The organism is Micromonospora sp. NPDC049201 (genome assembly GCF_055586805.1).
Genome location: NZ_JBVJHM010000020.1, coordinates 11,248 through 29,792 on the forward strand (window position 1 = coordinate 11,248; position 18,545 = coordinate 29,792).

Annotated in this window: 13 protein-coding genes and 5 pseudogenes; 9 read left to right on the plus strand and 9 right to left on the minus strand. The window is 70.1% G+C overall.

Going from position 1 to position 18,545, the window contains the following annotated elements; genetic code table 11:
* Positions 1–96: 96 nt before the first annotated feature.
* A pseudogene (locus ACZ6O5_RS30065) lies at positions 97–2,108 on the plus strand (transglycosylase domain-containing protein); the annotation flags it as partial.
* Between the two features lie 267 nt (positions 2,109–2,375).
* Positions 2,376–3,209, plus strand: a complete 834-nt coding sequence (locus ACZ6O5_RS30070) for a CPBP family intramembrane glutamic endopeptidase (RefSeq protein ID WP_465981565.1) — start codon at positions 2,376–2,378, stop codon at positions 3,207–3,209.
* Here ACZ6O5_RS30070 and ACZ6O5_RS30075 read toward each other — a convergent pair.
* The 3 genes and pseudogenes from ACZ6O5_RS30075 to ACZ6O5_RS30085 all read right to left on the minus strand — a co-directional run bounded on the left by ACZ6O5_RS30075 (position 3,206) and on the right by ACZ6O5_RS30085 (position 5,641).
* Positions 3,206–4,126, minus strand: a complete 921-nt coding sequence (locus ACZ6O5_RS30075) for a serine hydrolase (RefSeq protein WP_465981567.1) — start codon at positions 4,124–4,126, stop codon at positions 3,206–3,208. The two genes, ACZ6O5_RS30070 and ACZ6O5_RS30075, sit on opposite strands and share 4 nt — an antisense overlap.
* Positions 4,123–5,054 (minus strand): annotated as a pseudogene (locus ACZ6O5_RS30080) (LysR family transcriptional regulator). Before ACZ6O5_RS30080 ends, ACZ6O5_RS30075 begins: the two are co-directional and overlap by 4 nt.
* Positions 5,055–5,230: 176 nt before the next feature.
* Positions 5,231–5,641, minus strand: a complete 411-nt coding sequence (locus ACZ6O5_RS30085) for a RidA family protein (protein ID WP_465981569.1) — start codon at positions 5,639–5,641, stop codon at positions 5,231–5,233.
* A gap of 79 nt (positions 5,642–5,720) precedes the next feature.
* Here ACZ6O5_RS30085 and ACZ6O5_RS30090 point away from each other — a divergent pair, with 79 nt between their 5' ends.
* Both ACZ6O5_RS30090 and ACZ6O5_RS30095 read left to right on the plus strand, forming a co-directional pair.
* Positions 5,721–6,098 (plus strand): winged helix-turn-helix transcriptional regulator, encoded by a 378-nt coding sequence (locus tag ACZ6O5_RS30090; protein ID WP_465981571.1) that lies wholly within the window; start codon positions 5,721–5,723, stop codon positions 6,096–6,098.
* 114 nt (positions 6,099–6,212) lie between these two features.
* Positions 6,213–6,376: pseudogene (locus tag ACZ6O5_RS30095) on the plus strand (nucleotidyl transferase AbiEii/AbiGii toxin family protein); the annotation flags it as partial.
* 145 nt (positions 6,377–6,521) lie between these two features.
* Here ACZ6O5_RS30095 and ACZ6O5_RS30100 read toward each other — a convergent pair.
* A complete protein-coding gene (locus ACZ6O5_RS30100; RefSeq protein ID WP_465981573.1) occupies positions 6,522–7,130 on the minus strand; it encodes a TetR/AcrR family transcriptional regulator in 609 nt (202 codons plus the stop codon).
* 99 nt (positions 7,131–7,229) lie between these two features.
* On the opposite strand from ACZ6O5_RS30100, the gene ACZ6O5_RS30105 reads away from it, so the two are divergent.
* The 3 genes and pseudogenes from ACZ6O5_RS30105 to ACZ6O5_RS30115 form a co-directional block, all read left to right on the plus strand.
* On the plus strand, positions 7,230–7,880 hold the full coding sequence (locus tag ACZ6O5_RS30105) for a hypothetical protein (RefSeq protein ID WP_465981575.1): 651 nt from the start codon (positions 7,230–7,232) through the stop codon (positions 7,878–7,880).
* Between the two features lie 21 nt (positions 7,881–7,901).
* Positions 7,902–8,879: a lysostaphin resistance A-like protein gene (locus ACZ6O5_RS30110; RefSeq protein WP_465981577.1), complete on the plus strand. Its 978-nt coding sequence runs from the start codon at positions 7,902–7,904 to the stop codon at positions 8,877–8,879.
* A gap of 424 nt (positions 8,880–9,303) precedes the next feature.
* Positions 9,304–9,767: pseudogene (locus ACZ6O5_RS30115) on the plus strand (IS701 family transposase); the annotation flags it as partial.
* Between the two features lie 318 nt (positions 9,768–10,085).
* On the opposite strand, the gene ACZ6O5_RS30120 reads toward ACZ6O5_RS30115, so the two are convergent.
* Positions 10,086–10,562: a hypothetical protein gene (locus tag ACZ6O5_RS30120; RefSeq protein ID WP_465981579.1), complete on the minus strand. Its 477-nt coding sequence runs from the start codon at positions 10,560–10,562 to the stop codon at positions 10,086–10,088.
* 513 nt (positions 10,563–11,075) lie between these two features.
* Between ACZ6O5_RS30120 and ACZ6O5_RS30125 the strand changes: the two genes are divergently transcribed.
* Together ACZ6O5_RS30125 and ACZ6O5_RS30130 are read left to right on the plus strand one after the other, a co-directional pair.
* Positions 11,076–12,179 (plus strand): LysR family transcriptional regulator, encoded by a 1,104-nt coding sequence (locus ACZ6O5_RS30125; RefSeq protein WP_465981581.1) that lies wholly within the window; start codon positions 11,076–11,078, stop codon positions 12,177–12,179.
* Positions 12,180–12,223: 44 nt separating this feature from the next.
* Positions 12,224–13,423, plus strand: a complete 1,200-nt coding sequence (locus ACZ6O5_RS30130; RefSeq protein WP_465981583.1) for a LysR family transcriptional regulator — start codon at positions 12,224–12,226, stop codon at positions 13,421–13,423.
* A 303-nt stretch (positions 13,424–13,726) separates the two neighbouring features.
* Here the strand turns inward: ACZ6O5_RS30130 and ACZ6O5_RS30135 are convergent, their stop codons facing one another.
* From ACZ6O5_RS30135 to ACZ6O5_RS30150, 4 genes and pseudogenes are all read right to left on the minus strand, one after another.
* Positions 13,727–14,410, minus strand: a complete 684-nt coding sequence (locus tag ACZ6O5_RS30135; RefSeq protein WP_465981585.1) for a potassium channel family protein — start codon at positions 14,408–14,410, stop codon at positions 13,727–13,729.
* Positions 14,403–15,762, minus strand: a pseudogene (locus tag ACZ6O5_RS30140) (TrkH family potassium uptake protein). Before ACZ6O5_RS30140 ends, ACZ6O5_RS30135 begins: the two are co-directional and overlap by 8 nt.
* 158 nt (positions 15,763–15,920) lie before the next feature.
* The gene (locus tag ACZ6O5_RS30145) at positions 15,921–17,543 is read right to left on the minus strand and encodes an ABC transporter permease (RefSeq protein ID WP_465981587.1); all 1,623 of its coding nucleotides are present in this window, start codon (positions 17,541–17,543) and stop codon (positions 15,921–15,923) included.
* Complete coding sequence (locus ACZ6O5_RS30150) at positions 17,540–18,427, minus strand: ABC transporter ATP-binding protein (protein WP_465981589.1); 888 nt, start codon at positions 18,425–18,427, stop codon at positions 17,540–17,542. The genes ACZ6O5_RS30145 and ACZ6O5_RS30150 overlap by 4 nt, the downstream gene beginning before the upstream one ends.
* Positions 18,428–18,545: the final 118 nt, after the last annotated feature.

Below are 18,545 nucleotides of genomic sequence, written 5' to 3' on the forward strand. Positions count from 1 at the left end.
GCGGGGCGGCAGCGATGGAAGACCTCACCGGGGCGTGAGACACCGACCAGCGGGCCGCTGCCGCCCCGCACCCCTATGGATTTCGAGGTGACCTGGATGGGGAAACGTGAAGGGAACGTCTTCACCAGCGCCGCATCGCTGCTGATCTGTGGCCTGCTGGCGTCGGACGGCAAGACGCCGTTGGCGACGATGTACGACGAGAACCGGCGGGACGTGAAGCTCGCCGACGTGTCGCCGTTGATGCGCAAGGCGATCATCGCCGCGGAGGACCACGACTTCTACCGGCACAACGGGGTCGACCTCAACGGCATCGCCCGGGCGTTCGTGAACAACCAGTCCGGTGGGGCGAACGGCCAGCAGGGCGCCTCGACGCTGACCATGCAGTACGTGCGGCTGGCGATCGCGTACTCCGCGTCGCACCCGGCCGACGTGGTCGCCGCGACCGAGGACACCAGCGCCCGCAAGCTGCGCGAGATGCGCTACGCCCTGCAGATCGACAAGGAGTTCTCCAAGGACGAGATCCTGGAGCGCTACCTGAACATCGCCGCGTTCGGCAACGGCGCGTACGGCATCTTCGCCGCCAGCCAGGTCTACTTCGGCAAGCCGCCCAGCAGGCTCAAGCTGGAAGAGGCCGCGCTGCTGGCCGGCATGGTCAAGGCGCCATCCCAGAACGACCCGACCACCCGCAGCGGCCGGGGTCTGGCGTTCGACAGGCGCAACTACGTGCTGCAGGACATGGTCACCACCGGTGCGATCAACCAGCAGCAGGCCGACGCGGCCAAGGCCACCAAGATGGTCGTGAGGGACAAGCGCACCCCGAACGGCTGCGTCGCCACCAACCAGCGCAACTGGGGCTTCTTCTGCGACTACTTCTACCGCTGGTGGATGTCGCAGGAAACCTTCGGCTCCACCCCCTACGACCGCGAACGACGCCTCAAGAGCGGCGGCTACCGCGTGGTCACCACCCTGGACGAGCAGGCGCAACGCGGTGCCGACCAGGCGGTACGCCGGGCCAAGAGCGAGACCGCCGAGGAGGCGGCGATGGTCGCCACGGTGGAACCGGGCACGGGCCGCGTCCGCGCGCTCGCCGTCAACCGAGTCTTCCGGCCCGACGACCCGCGTAAGCCCGCCAACAAGCCGCACAGTGACCCCAGACAGCGGGCGCAAGGCACCCTGGGCAACCATCCCCGAACGGTGAACCCGTTGCTCACCGGCGGCGACGGCATCACCGGCTACCAGGCCGGCTCGACCTTCAAGATCTTCACCGTGGTCGCCGCCCTGGAGAAGGGCATCCCTGCCAGCCACACCATCGACGCACCACGACGGTTCCGGTCGGAGTACGTCATCGACCGCGCCAGTCCCACCGCGTGTCCGGGCACCTCCCGCTACTGCCCTACCAACGCGGACAAGAAGGCCGGTGGCGTGCGGAACATGTGGAGCGCGTTCGCCCGGTCGACGAACACCTACTTCGTCCCGCTGCAGCAACAGGTCGGCGCGGAGAACGTGGTCGACGTGGCCGAGCGGCTCGGCATCCGGTTCCGGGTCGACCGGGAGGACCGGTGGGCCAACGACCGGGAGGCCGCCCACGACTGGGGCGCGTTCACCCTGGGCGTCTCCGCCACCACGCCGCTGGAGCTCGCCACGCGTACGCGACGCTGGCCGCGGACGGCACCTGGTGCGCGCCGACACCGGTGCAGGAGATCCGCGGTCCGGACGGCGGGACCTTGGGCATCGTCACGCCTCGCTGCGAGAAACGCATCAGCACCGACGTGGCCCGTGCCGCCGTCGACGTCGCCCGCTGTCCCGTCGGCGACGACTCCAGCACCAGCCGGTGCGGCGACAGCCGTACGGCAAGACAGGTGAAGGTCGCCGTGGGTGCCCCGGTCGCCGGGAAGGCCGGCACCACCGACGCGGAGAACTACGCCTCCATGGTCGCGATGACCAAGCAGTACGCGGTGGCCGGCATTCTGACCGACCCGGACTGGCCGCAGACCTCCGTCAAGATGGGGCACCAGCAGCGCGACGGCATCAACCCGCCGGTCTACGAGACCCTGCGGGACGCCATGAAGGGCAAGCCACGGATCGATTTCGCCCCGGCACCGACGGACCTGGCCGGCTGAGCCGGGTGCCGCCCGTACGTCGAAATGTCACGGTGCGGTGGTGACACAGTGTCACTGCCCGGCAGGTTCGGTAAGCGGTGCAATGGGATGTCACCACCGTCAACGAAAGGTACTCCTCCGATGAACACCCCTCGATCCGGCGGAGCGTGGAAGCCGACGGATCACCCGAGCCCTTCTGACGCGACGCACTCGCGAGCGAGGAGGCATTCGCCGCCTGCCGTCGATCCCTCCCGCCCGTTCGGCGCCCACCTGCGCATGGCCTGGTGGAAGCCGCTCGTGGTCCTCGCCGTGCCGCCGGTGGTGATGCTGGTGCTCCAGGTGCTGTCCTGGCAGCTGGTAGGTGTCGTCGAGGGCAGTGACGATCCGATGTCTCCCACCATGACGCCGTTGAAGTCCCTGGGTATCAACCTCAGCATCGGCGCGTCCGGCGTCGTGGCGATCCTGCTCCTGGCGCGGATCGCCCGGGTGCCGTGGCGCAGCCTGATCAGCGCACCCCGGGCCTTCGACGCCCGCCGACTGGGAACCTACCTGCTCGCGGCGGCGCTGCTGGTGAGCGTCGGCATCGGTGTGACGGCACTGGTCGCGCCCGGCCAGGCGGGCTGGATCGGCTTCGGTGTCAGCGGCACGACGATCGCCCTGCTGGTGGTGACCGTACTGACCATCCCGCTCCAGTCCGCCGGCGAGGAGCTGTGGTGGCGGGGTGCCCTGCTGCCCGTCGCCGCCTCCTGGGCGCGTGCGGTCCGGCCGGCCCTGGGCGTCGGTATCGTCGTCTCCAGCCTGGGCTTCGCCACGCTCCACGGTTCGAGCGACCCCTGGCTGTTCGGCTACTTCGCCTTCTTCGGCGTCTGCACAGGGCTGATGGCGATCATCAGTCACGGCCTCGAGGCGCCGGTCGCCTTCCACGTCGCCAACAACGTCCTGTTCGGCATCGTGAACACGGTGATGGCCGACGGCAAGCCCTACGCGATCGACAGGTCCACCGAGTCCGGTGACCCGTCCCTGTTGATGATCCTGGCGGCCGTCAACATCGCCATGGTGGCGCTGGTCTGGCGGCGCGAGCGGCGAGCCCGCGCCGCGATCGCAGGTTAACCCCACCAGGGAAGGGTGCCCGTGCGTAGGTGGTCGTGCAGGGAGCGGGCGACCTGGGCCATCGCCGCCTCACTGCCGGGCTGCGCGGCGGCGGGCACCCGCGAGGCGGTGAGCGCGGCGACCGCGTACGACTGCCCGTCCGCGTGGTCCACCACACCGATTTCGTGGCGCAGGTGCAGCAGGGTGCCGGTCTTGGACGACCAGCGGGAGGCGTCGGAGGTGAAGTCCGGGGCGAGCCGCTGCCGGTGCAGGTTGTCAGCCATGAGGGCGCGTACCCGTGCGGCAGTGGACGCCCGGATCGATGAGGGCCGCCAGAGCGCGTGCAGCAGGTTGACGAAGGCCCGGGCCGACCCGGCGTTGGCGCGGGTGACGTCGAGTTGGGCGACCGGGTGGCCCTGCCCGGGGTCGGCGCCACCGATGGCGAGCGAGTGGGCGAGATGAACCTCGTCGGGGCCGAGACGCTCCGCCGGCGTGTCGGCGAGGTCACCGGCCCGGTGCCGCACGGCGATCCCGTCGATGCGGAGCCGCCGCAACTCGGCGGTGACCGCGGTTGGCGGGACGAGGCCGAACAGGGCGTCGGCGGCGACCGAGTCGCTGATGCAGGTGCTCAGGTAGAGCAGGTCGTCCACCGCGATCCGCGCGGGATGGCGGAAGCGGCTCAGCCCGGTCGGACCCGGTGTGGTGATCCGACCGGGCGCGACGTCGACCGGCGTCGCCGGGTCCAGTTCCCCGCGCGCGACCCGTTCCAGCACGGCGACCGCCAGCGGCACCTTCACCAGCGACGCCGACGGGTACGGGGTGTCCGCGTCGAAGCCGATCTCCGCGCCGGTGCCGAGGTCGCGGACCAGGAAGGCGCCGTGCAGCCCTGCCTCGTCGAGCAGGTCCTGGGCGTTGCGTACCACCGCGACGGCGCTCATGTCGGACCTGCGGTCGAAGGGCTCCCCGGTGGCGACCCCTCGGTCGGCCTCGCGTGCCCGTAGCAGGCGCCCAGGCAGCGCGCGATGTCCGCGTACAGGACCGTGGTGAGCTGATCGAGGTCCTCGCGTGTGCCGGTGGCGACGTCGTAGCCCCGCAGGAGCCGCAGGCCGGCGAGAGGACGCCAGTGCAGGTCGAACTCCTCGGCCTGTTGACGGGAGGAGAGCAGCAGGTCCGGAGAGCCGAGAACCGCTGCCGCGGCGTCGACCAGCGACGTCGCGACCGTCACCTGGGTCGGCGCCAGGCCGACCGCCTGGCCGGCGCGGGTCAGTGGGTCGCGAAGGTGCGCGACGTCGTCCTCGGGTTGGATCAGGATCCTCCGGCGTGCCTGCGTGCGGGCTCGGCCGCTGCGCAGCGTCTCCAGGAACACCGTCGGCGCGGGGAACGGGGTCCGGGCAGCCAGCCCCAGCGGGACCCGCCAGGGCGCTGTCGCCTCCGGAACCGCCACGATCCCGGCACCGACCTCCAGGGTCCGGCAGAGCCGTTGACGCTCGGACGGGCCGGCCGGCCGTACCTCCAGGTGGATCCGCTGCCGCCGTGCCGCGACCACCAGGTCGGCGAGGCGGTGCGGCGGGCAGATCTCGGGTACGGCGACCAGCAGCGGGCGCAACCGTGCCCGCTCGGCGTCGTCGCGCATGCGTCGGCGAGGTCGACCAGGCGCCGGGCCGACGGCAGCATGCCCTGCCCGAACGACGTCAACCGGACCGCCCGGGACGACCGGTCGAACAGCCGTGCCCCAAAGTGCTCCTCCAGGGCGGCGATACGGCGACTGGCAACCGACTGGGGAATGCCCGCAGCGGCGGCCCCGGAGGTGAAGCTGCCGTGGCCGCTGACCGCGACGAAAGCCCGGCAGGCGGCGACGACATCCACTCACCGAACCTATACCCGGAGCGCATGGACGAACTGGCGCGTCGCCTGCCCGGCATCAGGCCGGAGCCGGCCTGATGCCGGGCGCGATGACACAAGATGGTGCGGGGCGTGAGGTGGCGACGCCGACGAGAGGCCGCGCGGACCGCTGTCTCAACTCGCGATCCTGTAGGAGGTTCTCACTGTGAGATGGCGGTCGCCTCCAGTTCGACGAGCACGTCGGGCTCGAAGAGGTGGTCCACTCCGATCAGTGACGCCGGCGGAAGGGGCCAGGGCAGGCCGAGTTCCTCGACGACCGATTCGATCCCGGCCATGAACGGCCCGATCTTCTCGGGTGCCCACTCGGTGACGTAGAAGGTCAACCGGACCACATCGTCGAATGATGCGTCGGCTCCGGCCAGGGCCCGGCCGGTGTTACGCAGCGCCTGCGCGACCTGCCCGGCCAGATCGCGCGGCGCGACCGGTGAGCCATCTGCCAGTCGAGCGATCTGACCGCTGACGTGGATGTGACGCGACCCGGTAGCCACGGCCACATGATGGTAGGGCGTGTTCGGTTGGAGACCGTCAGGGCTGAAACGGGTAACGGGCATCAATTCTCCTCCGTTGGAACCAACTTGGTTTACCATTGATACCTAGTTGACGGAGGACACTTCAAGGAGACCTGGTTTCATGCGCGATACCACCACCGCCCGTGCCGAGGAGGTGCGTATCGACGCGCCGCACCGCGAGCTGCTCGACCAGGTGTTGGACAAGTGGTCGCTGAGTGTTCTCAACGAACTGTGCGAGCGCCCGTGCCGCTTCAACGAACTGCGCCGCGCCGTCCCGGCGGTGACACAGAAGTCGCTCACGGCGACGCTACGACGGCTCGAACGCAACGGGATCATCGAACGTCACGTCGTGGCGACCCGCCCGGTCGCCGTGGAGTACCGGATCGCCCGGCTGGGAAAAACCCTGCGCGCCCCGGTCGACGCCCTCCTCGAGTGGGCCGACACCTACCTGCCGCAGATCGAACACGCCCGCAAGGCGTTCGACGCGGAGATCGAATGACGAATGCGGGCCACAGTGCCCCTGTTCCGCCTCTCGGCCCGCTGCCGCATCTGGAGACCGCGAGGTGGATAGCCGGTAGGCGGCCGGGCCATGACGAACGCCGCCTGGTCCGGGTCCAAGGTCGAACGCGGCCTGGACTGGCAAGCAACGAACCGGTCCTCATGGCGATCGGGCCGGTACTCCACCCCGACGACGCGATCGCGAGCAAGATGAGCGTCCTCTACGGGCGGGCGTTCGCCCGGGACTTCATCGACGTCGACGCCACGTTCCGATCCGGAGTCTCCTACGCGAGCTGACGTGGCGTCAGCATCCCTGATCTTGGCTGTTTGGCTGATAGGGGGTCTCGTCGCGGATGCAGGCCCAGAGAACGTTGCGGCGTTGTCCGAACAGGCGGCTGCTGTCCCGACAGCGCGGCTTACCCGTTCATGCGGTCGAGGCGCTGAGGACGCAGTCGACGGCGGTATAGAGAGTTTCGGTTTCGGACTTCAGGATCGAGTCTCCGGCGGGCAGGGCTCGTTCGATGGAGAGCCCTTGGAGGACGGTGAGCAGGAATCTCACTCGGCGTGCGTGGTCTTCCCTGGGTAGCGCGCCTTCGTCAGCGAGCACCGTCAGCCAGTACTCGACACGGCGCCACCCTCCTCGCTCCACAGCCAGGTACGCGGCGTGTACCTCCTCGGTGGGTTCGGGGGCGATGAACATGTGGTACGCCCTGCCCCACGCCTCACGTGCCTGCTCACCGACGCCGGCGGGGGCGAGCACCTGCCGGAGGCAGTTGACCAGTCGATCCCGTGCCGGTAGCGATCGGTCGTGGATCGGGTCGTCCGGGACCAGGTGGTCGTAGATTCTGGCGAGCACCGCGTCCTGCAACGCGCGCTGGGTCGGAAAGTGGAACCTGAGCGAGCCCGTGCTCACCCCGGCCCGCGCCGCGACCGCACGCACGCTCAACCGCGTGGTCAGATCCTCCGCGAGCATCGCCGCCGCAGCCGCGAGGATCCGTTCCCGCGAGCCGGTACTCCTGTCCTCCCGTGTCATCTGCCACCTCCTGGCACAGCGTACTAGCACGCCGTGCTAGCGTTGCCACTAATACAGCGTACTAGTGAAAAGCGGCGGGTCGACAGCTAGCGAGGGAACGTGATCGAGGACTGGCGGCAACGGCGGGCAGCCAAGCGCATCACCAGCGGAGACGGGCGGGCATTGAAACGCCTCCGCTGGTGGCAGCTACCCTTCCGCGCACTGTTCTACCTGCCGCTGCCCCACGGGGATGGCCGGCAGACGGTGTGTGCCGTCGACATCCCACGCCGGACCGACCCGGGCGGCGGCAAGGCGAGAGCGCACCTGTATCTCGACGGCAGACACCACGCCGAGTCCAAGCTCCCGGCAGCCTTCCCCGTCGAGGGCGGCACCATCGATGTGGCGATCAGTGCATTCGGGCTCAAGCGCTGCCACTACGTCACCACCGCCGGCGCGGAGCACCCTCTCATCCCGGATCCGAAATCCGCCGAAGGACGCCGCGCCCGCGTCGACCGCGAGCACCCGACGCTGAGCCGCTCGATCAGTTACCTCTCCGTGCTGGTCCTCCTTGTCGGCGTGGGCCTGAACCTGCTGCAACTCGCCGAACCGGTGTCGCGGATCCCCCCGATCGCCGAGCACATCGGAACTTTCGAGTCGCCCGTTCGGCTACCGATCTGGCTCAACTTCGCCCTCGCCGTCGGGGCCGTACTGGGGAGCACCGAGCGGGCACTCCGCCTGCGTCACAGCGTGCTCGACCAAGCCGGGAAGTAACCACATCCACCAGAGGAAGCCATGACCACGATGAACAAACCGGCCTCGCTACTCACGCCGGCCGAGCCCCGCAACGGGCCGTCAGTCCCCACCGGAGTGGAATACCACCGGGTACTCGCCGGCGACAAACGCCGGATCGGTCGCGGCGTCCTCGCCATCCTCCTCCTGCTGGCAGGGCTCGTCATCTTCCCAACGGTCCTCGGCAGGGCGGCTGCGCTCATCGACGTACAGATGGGCAATACCCCGCCAATCCTGGGGGGCAGCGACTACACGCCGCTCTACCACGCCAGCACGATGCTCTCCCTCGGCCTGCTCATTCCCTGGAGCATGCTCATCCAGCGGTGGCTCTACGGGGTGCCCGGTGCGTCCCTGCACTCCGTGACGTCTCGGTTCCGCTTCGACCTGCTCGGCAAGTCGCTGCTCATCTTCGGTCCCGCCTGGCTGGTGGTCAACGCCCTCGGAGCCCTCACGCCCGTCGAGGAATCCCCCTGGTCGCAGACCGACCTCATCGCCATCTTTCTCACCACGATCCTCCTCACCCCGCTTCAGTCGGCGGGCGAGGAATACGGCGTACGTGGGCTGATCTTCCGCGTGATCGGAAGCTGGACCCGCAGCCCCCGGGCGGGACTGATCGCCGGGGTGCTGCTCTCCAGCGCGCTGTTCACGGCCGCACACGGCGCCACGGATCCGTACATCATCGTCTGGTACTTCGTGCTCTGGACCGGACTGGCCGTCATCACCTGGCGCACCGGCGGGCTTGAGATCCCCGTCATGCTGCACGCCGTACTCAACACATTCAGCCTCATTCTGGCCGTGTCCCTGCGGGTAGACCTCGGTAGCGCACTGCAGGACCGCTCAGCCGGAGTCGGCACGCCGTATCAACTCGTCCCCGCCTTCGCGGTCGTCGTCATCACCGCAACCATCTGGTGGCGTACCCGAAAGACAGGACCAGCACTTACCGTGGGCCGCAGTACCACGCCACGCCACACGCGGTCGTGACGGGACAGCAGCGGCCCCGAAGGTGGGCCCGCCGTGGCCGGTGACCGCGACCGAGTTCGGCAGACCGCAGTCACATCCACGCACGGCACCCGTGCCGCGAGCGCATACACGAACTGGCGCGGCACGTGCCCTGGCAGGCGACTTCCGCGGGCTACGCCGACTTGGCGATGACGTCATCGCCGACATCGTCCTCACCCACACCGGAACCTCCGACTCCGCCGCTACGACCACGGCGGACAGCGCCTCGACCGGGCCCTCGGCCTACACCCTCGCCGCCACCGGCGACGAGCATTCCACGGAATCACCAGAGGAAGAGACCCATGACCGCCAAGGTGCAGACCCGGTGGCGTTGCCCGATCGGAGTCTTCCGTCAGGGCCCGGTCAGTCGGTCGGCGCAGGTGGAGTCCGCCGCGATCCACGAGGTTATGTGGTCGCGACCCGCCGCAACGACGACATGATCACCACCACGGGATCTGCCGCGCCGACCGGCTCATCGCTGCTCTGCCTGCCCGAGCGTGGTGCTGGTTGTCCGGCGGCGCCGCCGGACAACCAGCCTCGCGAGTACTGGTGGCCGCGGGTGCCGGTGCGTGTCGGCTGGCAGCCCGAACGAGGGCACTGGCTGCTCGCCCGGCACAGCATCAGCACCGGCGAGATCGCCTACTACGTCTGCTGCGGTCCTCGCCGCACCCGCCTGGTCGACCTCGCCCCCATCGCTGGGGCCCGCGGACGATCGAGGCGTGCTTTCAACAGGCCAGGAACGAGGCTGGCCTCGACGAGTACCAGGTCCGCGACTGGCGAGCCGCCAACATCACCCTGTCCACGGCCGCCCACGCCTGGCTGTCCGTCGCCCGGCCCCTTACCACAGAAGGGAATCTCGCTCCGGAGACGGGCATGATGATCGGCCACACGGTACCGGAGATCCGAAGACTGCTCACCGCACTCGTAGTGCGATCAACGCACTTGCCCGAGCGGGGCTGGGGCCGGTCACGACGGCGCAGACGACGCCAACACCAAGCCCGAACCTGCCACTACCGCCGACGCGACTACCCCTGCGACGAGCACGGACGTCGCGGCTTTAACGAGCCGTGACCGCGCCGATCCTCACCCATCAGCGAACCGCCAGCGCCTGGGCCGAGGGCCATCTCCTGGCGATCCGCAAGATGGCCCCCGACAGTGCTCACCCACCGTTTTCCTGCAGGTGGAGCGTCAGACTCGGGTGATCCAGTAGCGCAGGTAGGGCCCGCAGGTCACCGGGTCCGTCTGCGATTGAGAGACCACCCAACCTGCGGGCACCTGAGTGGCGGAGCAGATGGACATCCCGTTGTACAGGTTGCTCGTGATCCAGTAGCTCAGGTGGGGCCCACAGTTGACCGGATTCGTCTGCGCCTGAGTCGCCACCCAGCCGGCGGGCACACGGGTGGCGGAGCAGATGTGCATCCCGTTGTACAGATCGTTGGTGATCCAGTAGAGCACGTGGGAGCCGCAACTGGCCGGGTCCTTCTGCGCCTGGGTGACCACCCAGCCAGCAGGGACCGGCGTGGCCGAGCACATCGTGGTGGTGGCTGCCTGTGCGGGGTTCGAGACAGCCAGGGAGAGGCCGAGGCTGGCTGTGGTGAGCGCCATTGCCATCAGAACCCGGTGTACGAGATTCAGGTGACGTTTCGGATGCTGGCCCGTCTTCATCGATTCTCCTTCGTTCTGGATGGAATTCGTTCACTCCCAGACGGCTATGACCGTGGCGAATTGACGGGGCGACACTGACGGTCGGCCCGACAGCCCTCGCCGTCGTCGGAGCGGCCGTGACTGTCATGAATTGGATCAGCACCAGGCTGGGCCTGAGGACTACCAACTGGTTTTGTGGCCCATACCAGGACCGACACGTGTGCGCCGGAGGTGTGAACGGCCGACGGGCCGATTGAGACGGCGGCAGGCCGTACCTCCTGCTGCCGGCACTCGGCTGTCGCCGCCCCTCGACGACCCCACCAGCCGCACCTACTGCAACCGCAGGCCCTGACCGACCGATCAGCGCGTCGTGAGAGTTGGCGTCGCCGATCACGCGCAATGGCCATACCATCTGAGCTCGTGGAGACGGTAGATCTTCGACTTCTGCTAGGTGTCGCCGACGGGGATGACTGCCCCGCTCTCGCCGCCTCGCTCGGACTCAGCGAGTCCGCGGTGCGTAGGCGCCTCCGCCGGTTGACCGCCGCTCCCGAGGGAATTGCCTGGCTGCGGCAGGCGGGGCGAGGCCATCACCTGACCGAGCGGGGGAGAGCCGTGTTGGGGCCGGCCAGCCAGGCGGTGGCCGCGTCGCAGCGGATCGCGCAGCTCATCGGCGTCGAGTCCTTTTCGATGCGGCATGTCGAAGTGGTCACCACGATCGCCGCCACCGGCTCGATCGGGAGCGCCGCCGGCCAGCTACGGATTCCGCAGCCCTCGCTCAGTGCGCAGTTGACGCGGATCGAGCGCCGCTGGCAGGTCACCCTGTTCGAGCGCACCCGAAGCGGTGTCGAGCCTGGGCCGAGACTCGTCGAACTGCTGCCACACCTGCGGCTACTGCAACGGACGCTGTCCTGCCTAGCCGCGCCGGCCGCAGCCGAGGGAACTGCGGTAAACTCGGCAAACCTGCAGTTGACAAGCGAATTCGGATTCCACGGTCTCATCGACGCGCTCCGCAACGATGCTCAGGTCGACGTGCAGCAACACATCGTCGACATCCCTGGTCCGGGCTGGGCGCCGGCGATGCTCACCGCCGACATCTGCCTGTACGCCGATCTTCCGTTCGTCAGCCTGGCCGTACCGCCCGGACGGGACCGGGCGGTCGCGTTCGAGGATCCAGCCCATGTCCTGATGCCGGTCGGTGCCGTTGGCGGCCAGACGGCAGTCAGCCTGCGCGAGTTGGCCGCCTACGACTGGATCAGCGGTCCGCCAGGCAGCCGCAACCATCAGTCCGTGGTCCTGCTCTGCCGGTCGATGGGATTCGACCCACGGATCCGGTTCACCGCCCTGAACGGCCCCAGTGGACGCCGCATCATCGAAGATGGTGAAGCGGTGGCCCTCACCAGCGCGACCCTGGTTCCCAGTGCCGCGCTGCGCGCGGTCCGACTGGCCGAGGACGTCCGGGTGCGGATGACGGTCGGATGGCGGCGCGGCAGCACGGCCACCGCGACGGCTCAGTGGATCGTGCGCTGGCTGCGCGACGGTCAGATCCGGCGACTGGCGGAGCTACGCCCCGACCTACTCGCCGAGATGCGCGCCGACCCGGTCAACTGGCCCGCCTTCGCTGAAGCGCGAGCCGGCTGAGAGTGACAGCCGGAGGAACCCGCCGCTCTCTCTCCTGGGCCAACGTGGACACGACCGACCTGCGGCTGCTGCTGGGCATCGCCGACGGGCTCGACTGCCCCGGCCTCGCCGCCCGACTCTGTCTGAGCCAGACCGCCGTCCGCAAGCGGCTACGTCGACTGGCCGTTCCCGCCGGAACGTCGTGTCTGCACCGGGCCGGGACGGAATACCACCTGACCGAACGGGGACTGGAAGCGTTGGACCCGATCAGCCAGGCGGCGGTCGCCGCCGAGGCGATCACCGCCCTGGTCTGCGTCGACGTCGTCGCCATGCGGCATGTACGCCTGGTGACATCGGTCGCCGCAGCCGGATCGATCAGCGGGGCAGCCCGCCATCTCGGGCTGCCCCAGCCGGCGGTGAGCGCCCAAGTGACACGGATCGAGAGTCGCTGGGGCACCCTGTTCGACCGAACGCCGAGGGGAGTGTCGGCCAGCCCACTACTCGTCCAGTTGCTGCCGCATCTGCAGAGACTGGAGCGTGAACTGTCCCGGCTGTCCGGGACGACCACCGACGACACCGCGCAGGTCCCGGATGGCCTGACGGTGGCCAGTGAATTCGGTTTCACCGGACTGGTCGACGCGCTACGCGACGCAGGCTTGGCCAACGTACGGCAGCACGTCGTCACCATCCCCGGCCCGGGCTGGGCACCGGCAATGCTTGCCGCCGACATCTGCGTGTACGCGGATCTGCCCCTCGCCGGCCTCACCACGCCCGCCGGGTGGGACACGATCGTCGCCTTCGAGGATCCGGCGTACGTCCTGCTGCCAAGGGACACCGGTGCCAACCGGACGTCCATCGCACTGCGCGAACTGGCGGAGCACGACTGGCTCACTGGACCCGCCGGCACCCGTAACCAGCGATCGGTCCTCGCTGTATGTCAGTCCGCGGGTTTCGTACCCCGGATCCGTTTCACAGCCGTCAACGGTCCCAGTGGTCGTCACATCCTCAAGGACGGGGTAGCGGTCGCCCTCACCAGCGCTACCCTCGTGCCTTCCGGCGAGTTGCACACCGTACGGCTGGCCGAGGACCTCCGGGTCGCCTTGACCGTCGCGTGGCGGCGCGGAGCCCCGGCCGCGCCGACCGCCGCGTGGTTGGCGGGGTGGCTGCGTGACCGACATATCAGGCTGTTGGCCGAACGTTGCCCGGACCTGCTCGCCGCGTTGCGCGCCGATCCCTCCCGATGGCCCGGCTACCCAGGGACCTAAACGGGGTCACGGGGCGTTGTACGACGCCCTCGCGTGCGGCCGACTGGACATCGATTGGCTGCACACCGTGCCTCGCTGCCAGTTGGAGCATCGGCGGCCGGTCGGCCACCGCACCCGCTCCCGCAAGAAAGGGTGGAAGGTGGCGCCCCGAACTGGCCAAGCGGGTCGACCCGGAGACCGGGCTGGCGCTCATCGTCGGGCCTGGTCGGTAGCCGGTCACCGGCAGGGATCGACCTGGCCGAGCGTCACCGCGGTCTCCACGATCAGCGCGTGCACGAACCCCCGGGGCAGGTTGCTCCGCAGCTAGTCGGTGGTGGCGAAGCGTTCGACGTTGTCGATGGTGCCGACGACGAGGATGAGGTCGCCGTAGGCGAGGACGGTGTCGGGGGTGGCGTAGGTGAAGGTACGGGGTTCGCCGCCGGGTGGGGTTGCTTGTGCTTTGACGGCGACGACGGTGACGCCCCACTTGCTGCGGACGCGGGATTCGCGCAGGGGCACGCCGACGATGTCGCGGGGTGGGGTGGTCTTGATGACGGCGAAGCCGGCGTCGACCTCGACGTAGTCGAGGATGCGTCCGGAGAGCAGGTGGGCGACGCGTTCGCCCATGTCGTGTTCGGGTGCGACGACGTGGTGGGCGCCGATGCGGGTGAGGATGTTGCTGTGCTGGCCGCTGATGGCTTTGGCCCAGATGTCGGGGATGCCGAGTTCGGCCAGCAGGCTGGTGGTGAGGATGCTGGCCTGGATGTCGGTGCCGATGGCCACCACCGCGCGGTGGAACTCGGCGACGCCGAGTTGTCGTAGGGCTTCGATGTCGGTGGAGTCGGCGGTGATGACGTGCGGCAGCTGTCCGGAGAGGGCTTGCACGACCTTCGGGCGGTGATCGATACCGAGGACCTCACTGCCCCGGTTGACCAGTTCCAGGGCCACGGCGGAGCCGAATCGGCCCAGCCCGATGACGACGACGGGTTCGGTGCGTGTCTCAGCCAACGATCGTCCTTTCCTCGGGTAGTTCGAAGCGGCGGTTGCGGTCGCGCAGCGCCAGCGCGGAGGCCAGGGTCAGCGGGCCGACGCGGCCGGCGAACATCAGTACCACCAGGAGCAGGTCGGCCTGCGGCGGCAGGGTGGCGGTGATGCCGGTGGACAGACCGACGGTGGCGAACGCGGACACCGCCTCGAACAGCACGACATCGAGCCGGTGCGGGGTGGTGGCCAGCAGCGCGAAGGTGGCGGTGACCACGGTGCCGACGCTGAGCAGGGCGACGGCGAGGGCCTGGCGCTGGTTGCTGGCCGGGATGCGCCGCCGGCCGACGTGGACGTGGAGCTCGCCGCGCATCTCCGACCAGAGGACGAAGGCGAGCAGCCCGAACGTGGTGACCTTGATGCCGCCGGCGGTGCCGGCGCTGCCACCGCCGATGAACATCAGCACGTCGCTGGCGAGCAGGCTCTCCGGCCGCATCGCGCCGATGTCGACGCTGTTGAACCCGGCGGTGCGCGTCATGGTGGAGGCGAAGAACCCGGCCAGCAGCTTCTGCCCGCCGCCGAGCGGGCCCAGGGTACGCGGGTTGGTGAACTCGGCGAGGTGAGCACGGCGGTGCCGAGCACGAGCAGCGCGCCGGTCAGGGCCAGGGTGATGCGGGTCAGCACCGACCACAGCGCCGGGCGGCGCCAGCACCTGAGCAGCTCGAACACAACGGGGAAGCCCAGCCCACCCAGGACGACCGCAGCGGCGATCGGCAGGCAGATCCACGGGTCAGTGACATAGCCGACGAGGCTGTCGGCGTTGTGGAGAAACCGGCGTTGTTGAACGCCGACACGGCGTGGAAGACCCCGTCGTACACCGCCTCGCCGAACGGTTCGTCGTAGGCGGTGGCGAACCGGTCGGTCAGCGCCACCGCGACGACGGCTTCGCTGGCGAGACTGAACAGCACGATACGGCGGACCACCGCGCGCACGTCGGTGAGGTCGAGGCTCTTGGTCTCGGCCTGGGCCAGGAATCGGGCCCGCAGGCCGAGCCGCCGGGACAGCAGCACGGTGAACAGCGTCGCGAGGGTCATGATCCCCAGCCCGCCGGCCTGGATGAGCAGCAGGATCACCGCCTGGCCGAAGCCGGACCAGTAGCTGCCGGTGTCGACGGTGACCAGGCCGGTCACGCAGACCGCGGAGGTCGCGGTGAACAGCGCATCCACCAGGCCGGTGCGCTCCCCGGAGCGGGTGGCCACGGGCAGTGACAGCAGGCCGGTGCCGACCGCCACCGCCGTGCCGAAGCCGACGGCGATCACCTGCGCGGGATGCCGCAGCCGACTGCTACGCCGTTGCCACGCCGGTGCTCGGCCTAGCATGCGCCCCCGCACCGTGACGGCGACCATCCGCAGTGCGCGCTCTCGCCGTGGTCGTCTGGCCGGTCCGGGTCATGAACCGCATGCTCTCACGACCTGTCACCGACAAGGCGGGCCGGCCGCTGCCCACGGCCACCGCGTCGACCTGCGGCACGCGCGGCCTACCGCCGCAGGTCGCGTCGCTGGTAGGCGTGCCGGCCGACCATCACCGACGCGACCGCCACCGCACCCATGGCGGCCAGCGCCGGCCAGTCGGGCACCGCCTGCGGCACGGCCGCGAGATGGCGGTACGGCGACAGCGCGCTCACCCAGCTGGGCGCGTGGATGCTGTCGGCGACGACCGTGAGCAGGAACCCGCCGGCGGTCGGCACCACGCCCCACGCCACCACGCCGTGCGGGGCGCGGCCGAGGGCCACGGTCGCGGCGGCGAGGCTGAGCAACGCGACCGGCAGCGCGTTCCATGCACCGGCGAGTGCCGCCGACAGCGGCAGATCCGCGTCGACCAGGGACGCGCCGAGCCACGTCGCCGTCGCGGCGACGGTGACGAGGACCGCCGCGCCGGCCGCGGTGGTGAGGATCTCGGCGTTGAGTAGTCGGGCGCGGGTGACCGGCCCGGCGTGCAGCAGGGTCAGACGTCCGCCGGTCTCGGCGGCGGCGAGCGCGGCGAGCCGTACGGCGGTGAACGCGCCGACCGGAACGGCGAGCAGGGCGAACAGCGTTGCGGCGTACCCGCGGACCGTGCCGAGGCCGGCGAAGCCCGCCTGCGCCGCCAGGTCGGCGAAGCGGGGATTGTCGGCGAGGAAGCCGGTCAGCGACTCGGCGAGCATGCCGATCAGCAGGAAGTAGGCGCCGATCCCGGCCGACCAACCGGCCAGCGGTCGCAGCAGTCGCCGGATGGCGAAGGCGTCCACCGAGCCGAGCAGCCGCAGCCGGGGTGGCCGGCCGGTGGCGGGGGCGAGCAGCCCGTCCCGGGCATCCCGCCGCCCGGCCAGGGCGAGCGCCGCGACGGCCAGCGCGATGGCGGTGAGCGCGAGGACGACCAGGGGCGTCCACCGGTTGTCCCGGTAGGAGCGGAGCAACGCCAGCGGACCGTACGGCGGCAGCCAGCGCAGCCAGCCGAGGGCGGTGACGCCGTCGCCGACCATGCGCGCCATCAGTCCCAGGCCGAGGAACGCCAGCGTGGCCCCGGTCGCTCCCGATCGCGTCGGGAAGATCTGCGCGGCGAGGGCCGCCGCCGCGACCGCCACCAGGCCGGCGGACGCCAGGCCGGCGGCGTGCACGACCGCCCCGCGGGCGGGGGTGCCGACCGCGGTGAGCGCGACGGCGAGCGTGATCCCGGTCAGGATCATCGCGGCCGTCAGCACCGCGACGTGTCGGCCGAGCAGCGCCGGTCGGCTCAGCCGTCCGGCGAGCAGGAGATCCCATCGGCCGGCTTCTTCCTCACCCCGGGTCACGCGGGTGGTGGCCAGCGTTCCCCACACCGACAGCAGCACAGCGAGGACGACGCCGGTGCGCCAGACCGTGAAACCGCCGACGGTGTCGAGGGCGACCGGCTCGCCGAACAGTGTGCGGATCGCGGGGTTACCGGCCAGGACGGCGAGGGCCTGCGCGCCGCCACCGTCTGCGATCGTGCCGGCGTAGGTGGCGGCGACCAGCACCGACATGCCGACCGCCAGGGTGAGCACGATGAACGCCCCCCGACGTACCTGCCGGACGGTGAGCCGGGTCACGGCTCGGCCGGCGACCGAACGGACCGCGGGGCGACCTCCTGCCAGGGCGGTCATCGGGCCGACTCCCCGTAGTAGTCGAGGAAGATCTCCTCAAGGCTCGGTTCCCGCACCGTGAGCGCGGTGACCTCGGCGGCGGCGAGGGCGCGTAGCGCCGGTGCGGGCGGCCCGGTCATGGTGAAGCGGAGCATCCCGCCGTCGCGTGCGACGAGCTCGATCCCGGCCACATTCTGCAGGTCGGGTGCGGGGCCGGTGAAGCGGGCGGTCACCTCGGTGCGGTGCAGCCGGCGCAACTCACTGACGGTGGCGACGTCGACGAGCCGACCGGCGCGCAGGATCGCCACCCGGTCGCAGACCGCCTCGACCTCGGCGAGTTGGTGGGAGCAGAGGAAGACCGTCTGCCCGTTGTCCCGGGCGACCGCGACAGCACGCCGGAACTGCAATTCCATCAGGGGATCCAGGCCGCTGGTCGGCTCGTCGAGGACAAGCAGCGGTGCGCGGGTGGCGAACGCCGCGACCAGGGCGACCTTCTGCCGGTTGCCGGTGGAGTAGGCGCGGGCCGGGGTGGACAGGTCGAGGGCGAACCGTTGCACCAGCTCGTCGCGGTAGGCGCGGTCGACTCCCGGCCCGGTCGCGGCGAGCAGTTCCAGGGTCTCCGCGCCGGTGAGCTGCGGCCAGAGCGCCACGTCGGCCGGCACGTACGCCAGCAGCCGGTGCGCCGCGGCGATGTCCGCCGCGTCGGCGTCGAAGATCCAGGCCCTCCCGGCGGTGGGCCGGGCCAGGCCGAGCAGCAGCCGGATCGTGGTGGACTTCCCGGCGCCGTTGGGGCCGAGGAACCCGAACACCTCACCGGCCGGCACGGCGAGGTCCAGCCCGTCGAGGGCCAGCAGCCGCCCGTAGCGTTTGGTCAGGTGCTGGGTGCGGATGGCGGGTGCGGCCACGGGTGCCTCCGTTCGACGACGTGTCACACTGCCGACCAGGCTTCCCGGCGCACCGGACCTCACCGTACGCCGCCATGCCACGCCCGGAATAGAGCAGCACGGCCGGGCTCCCGCTCAC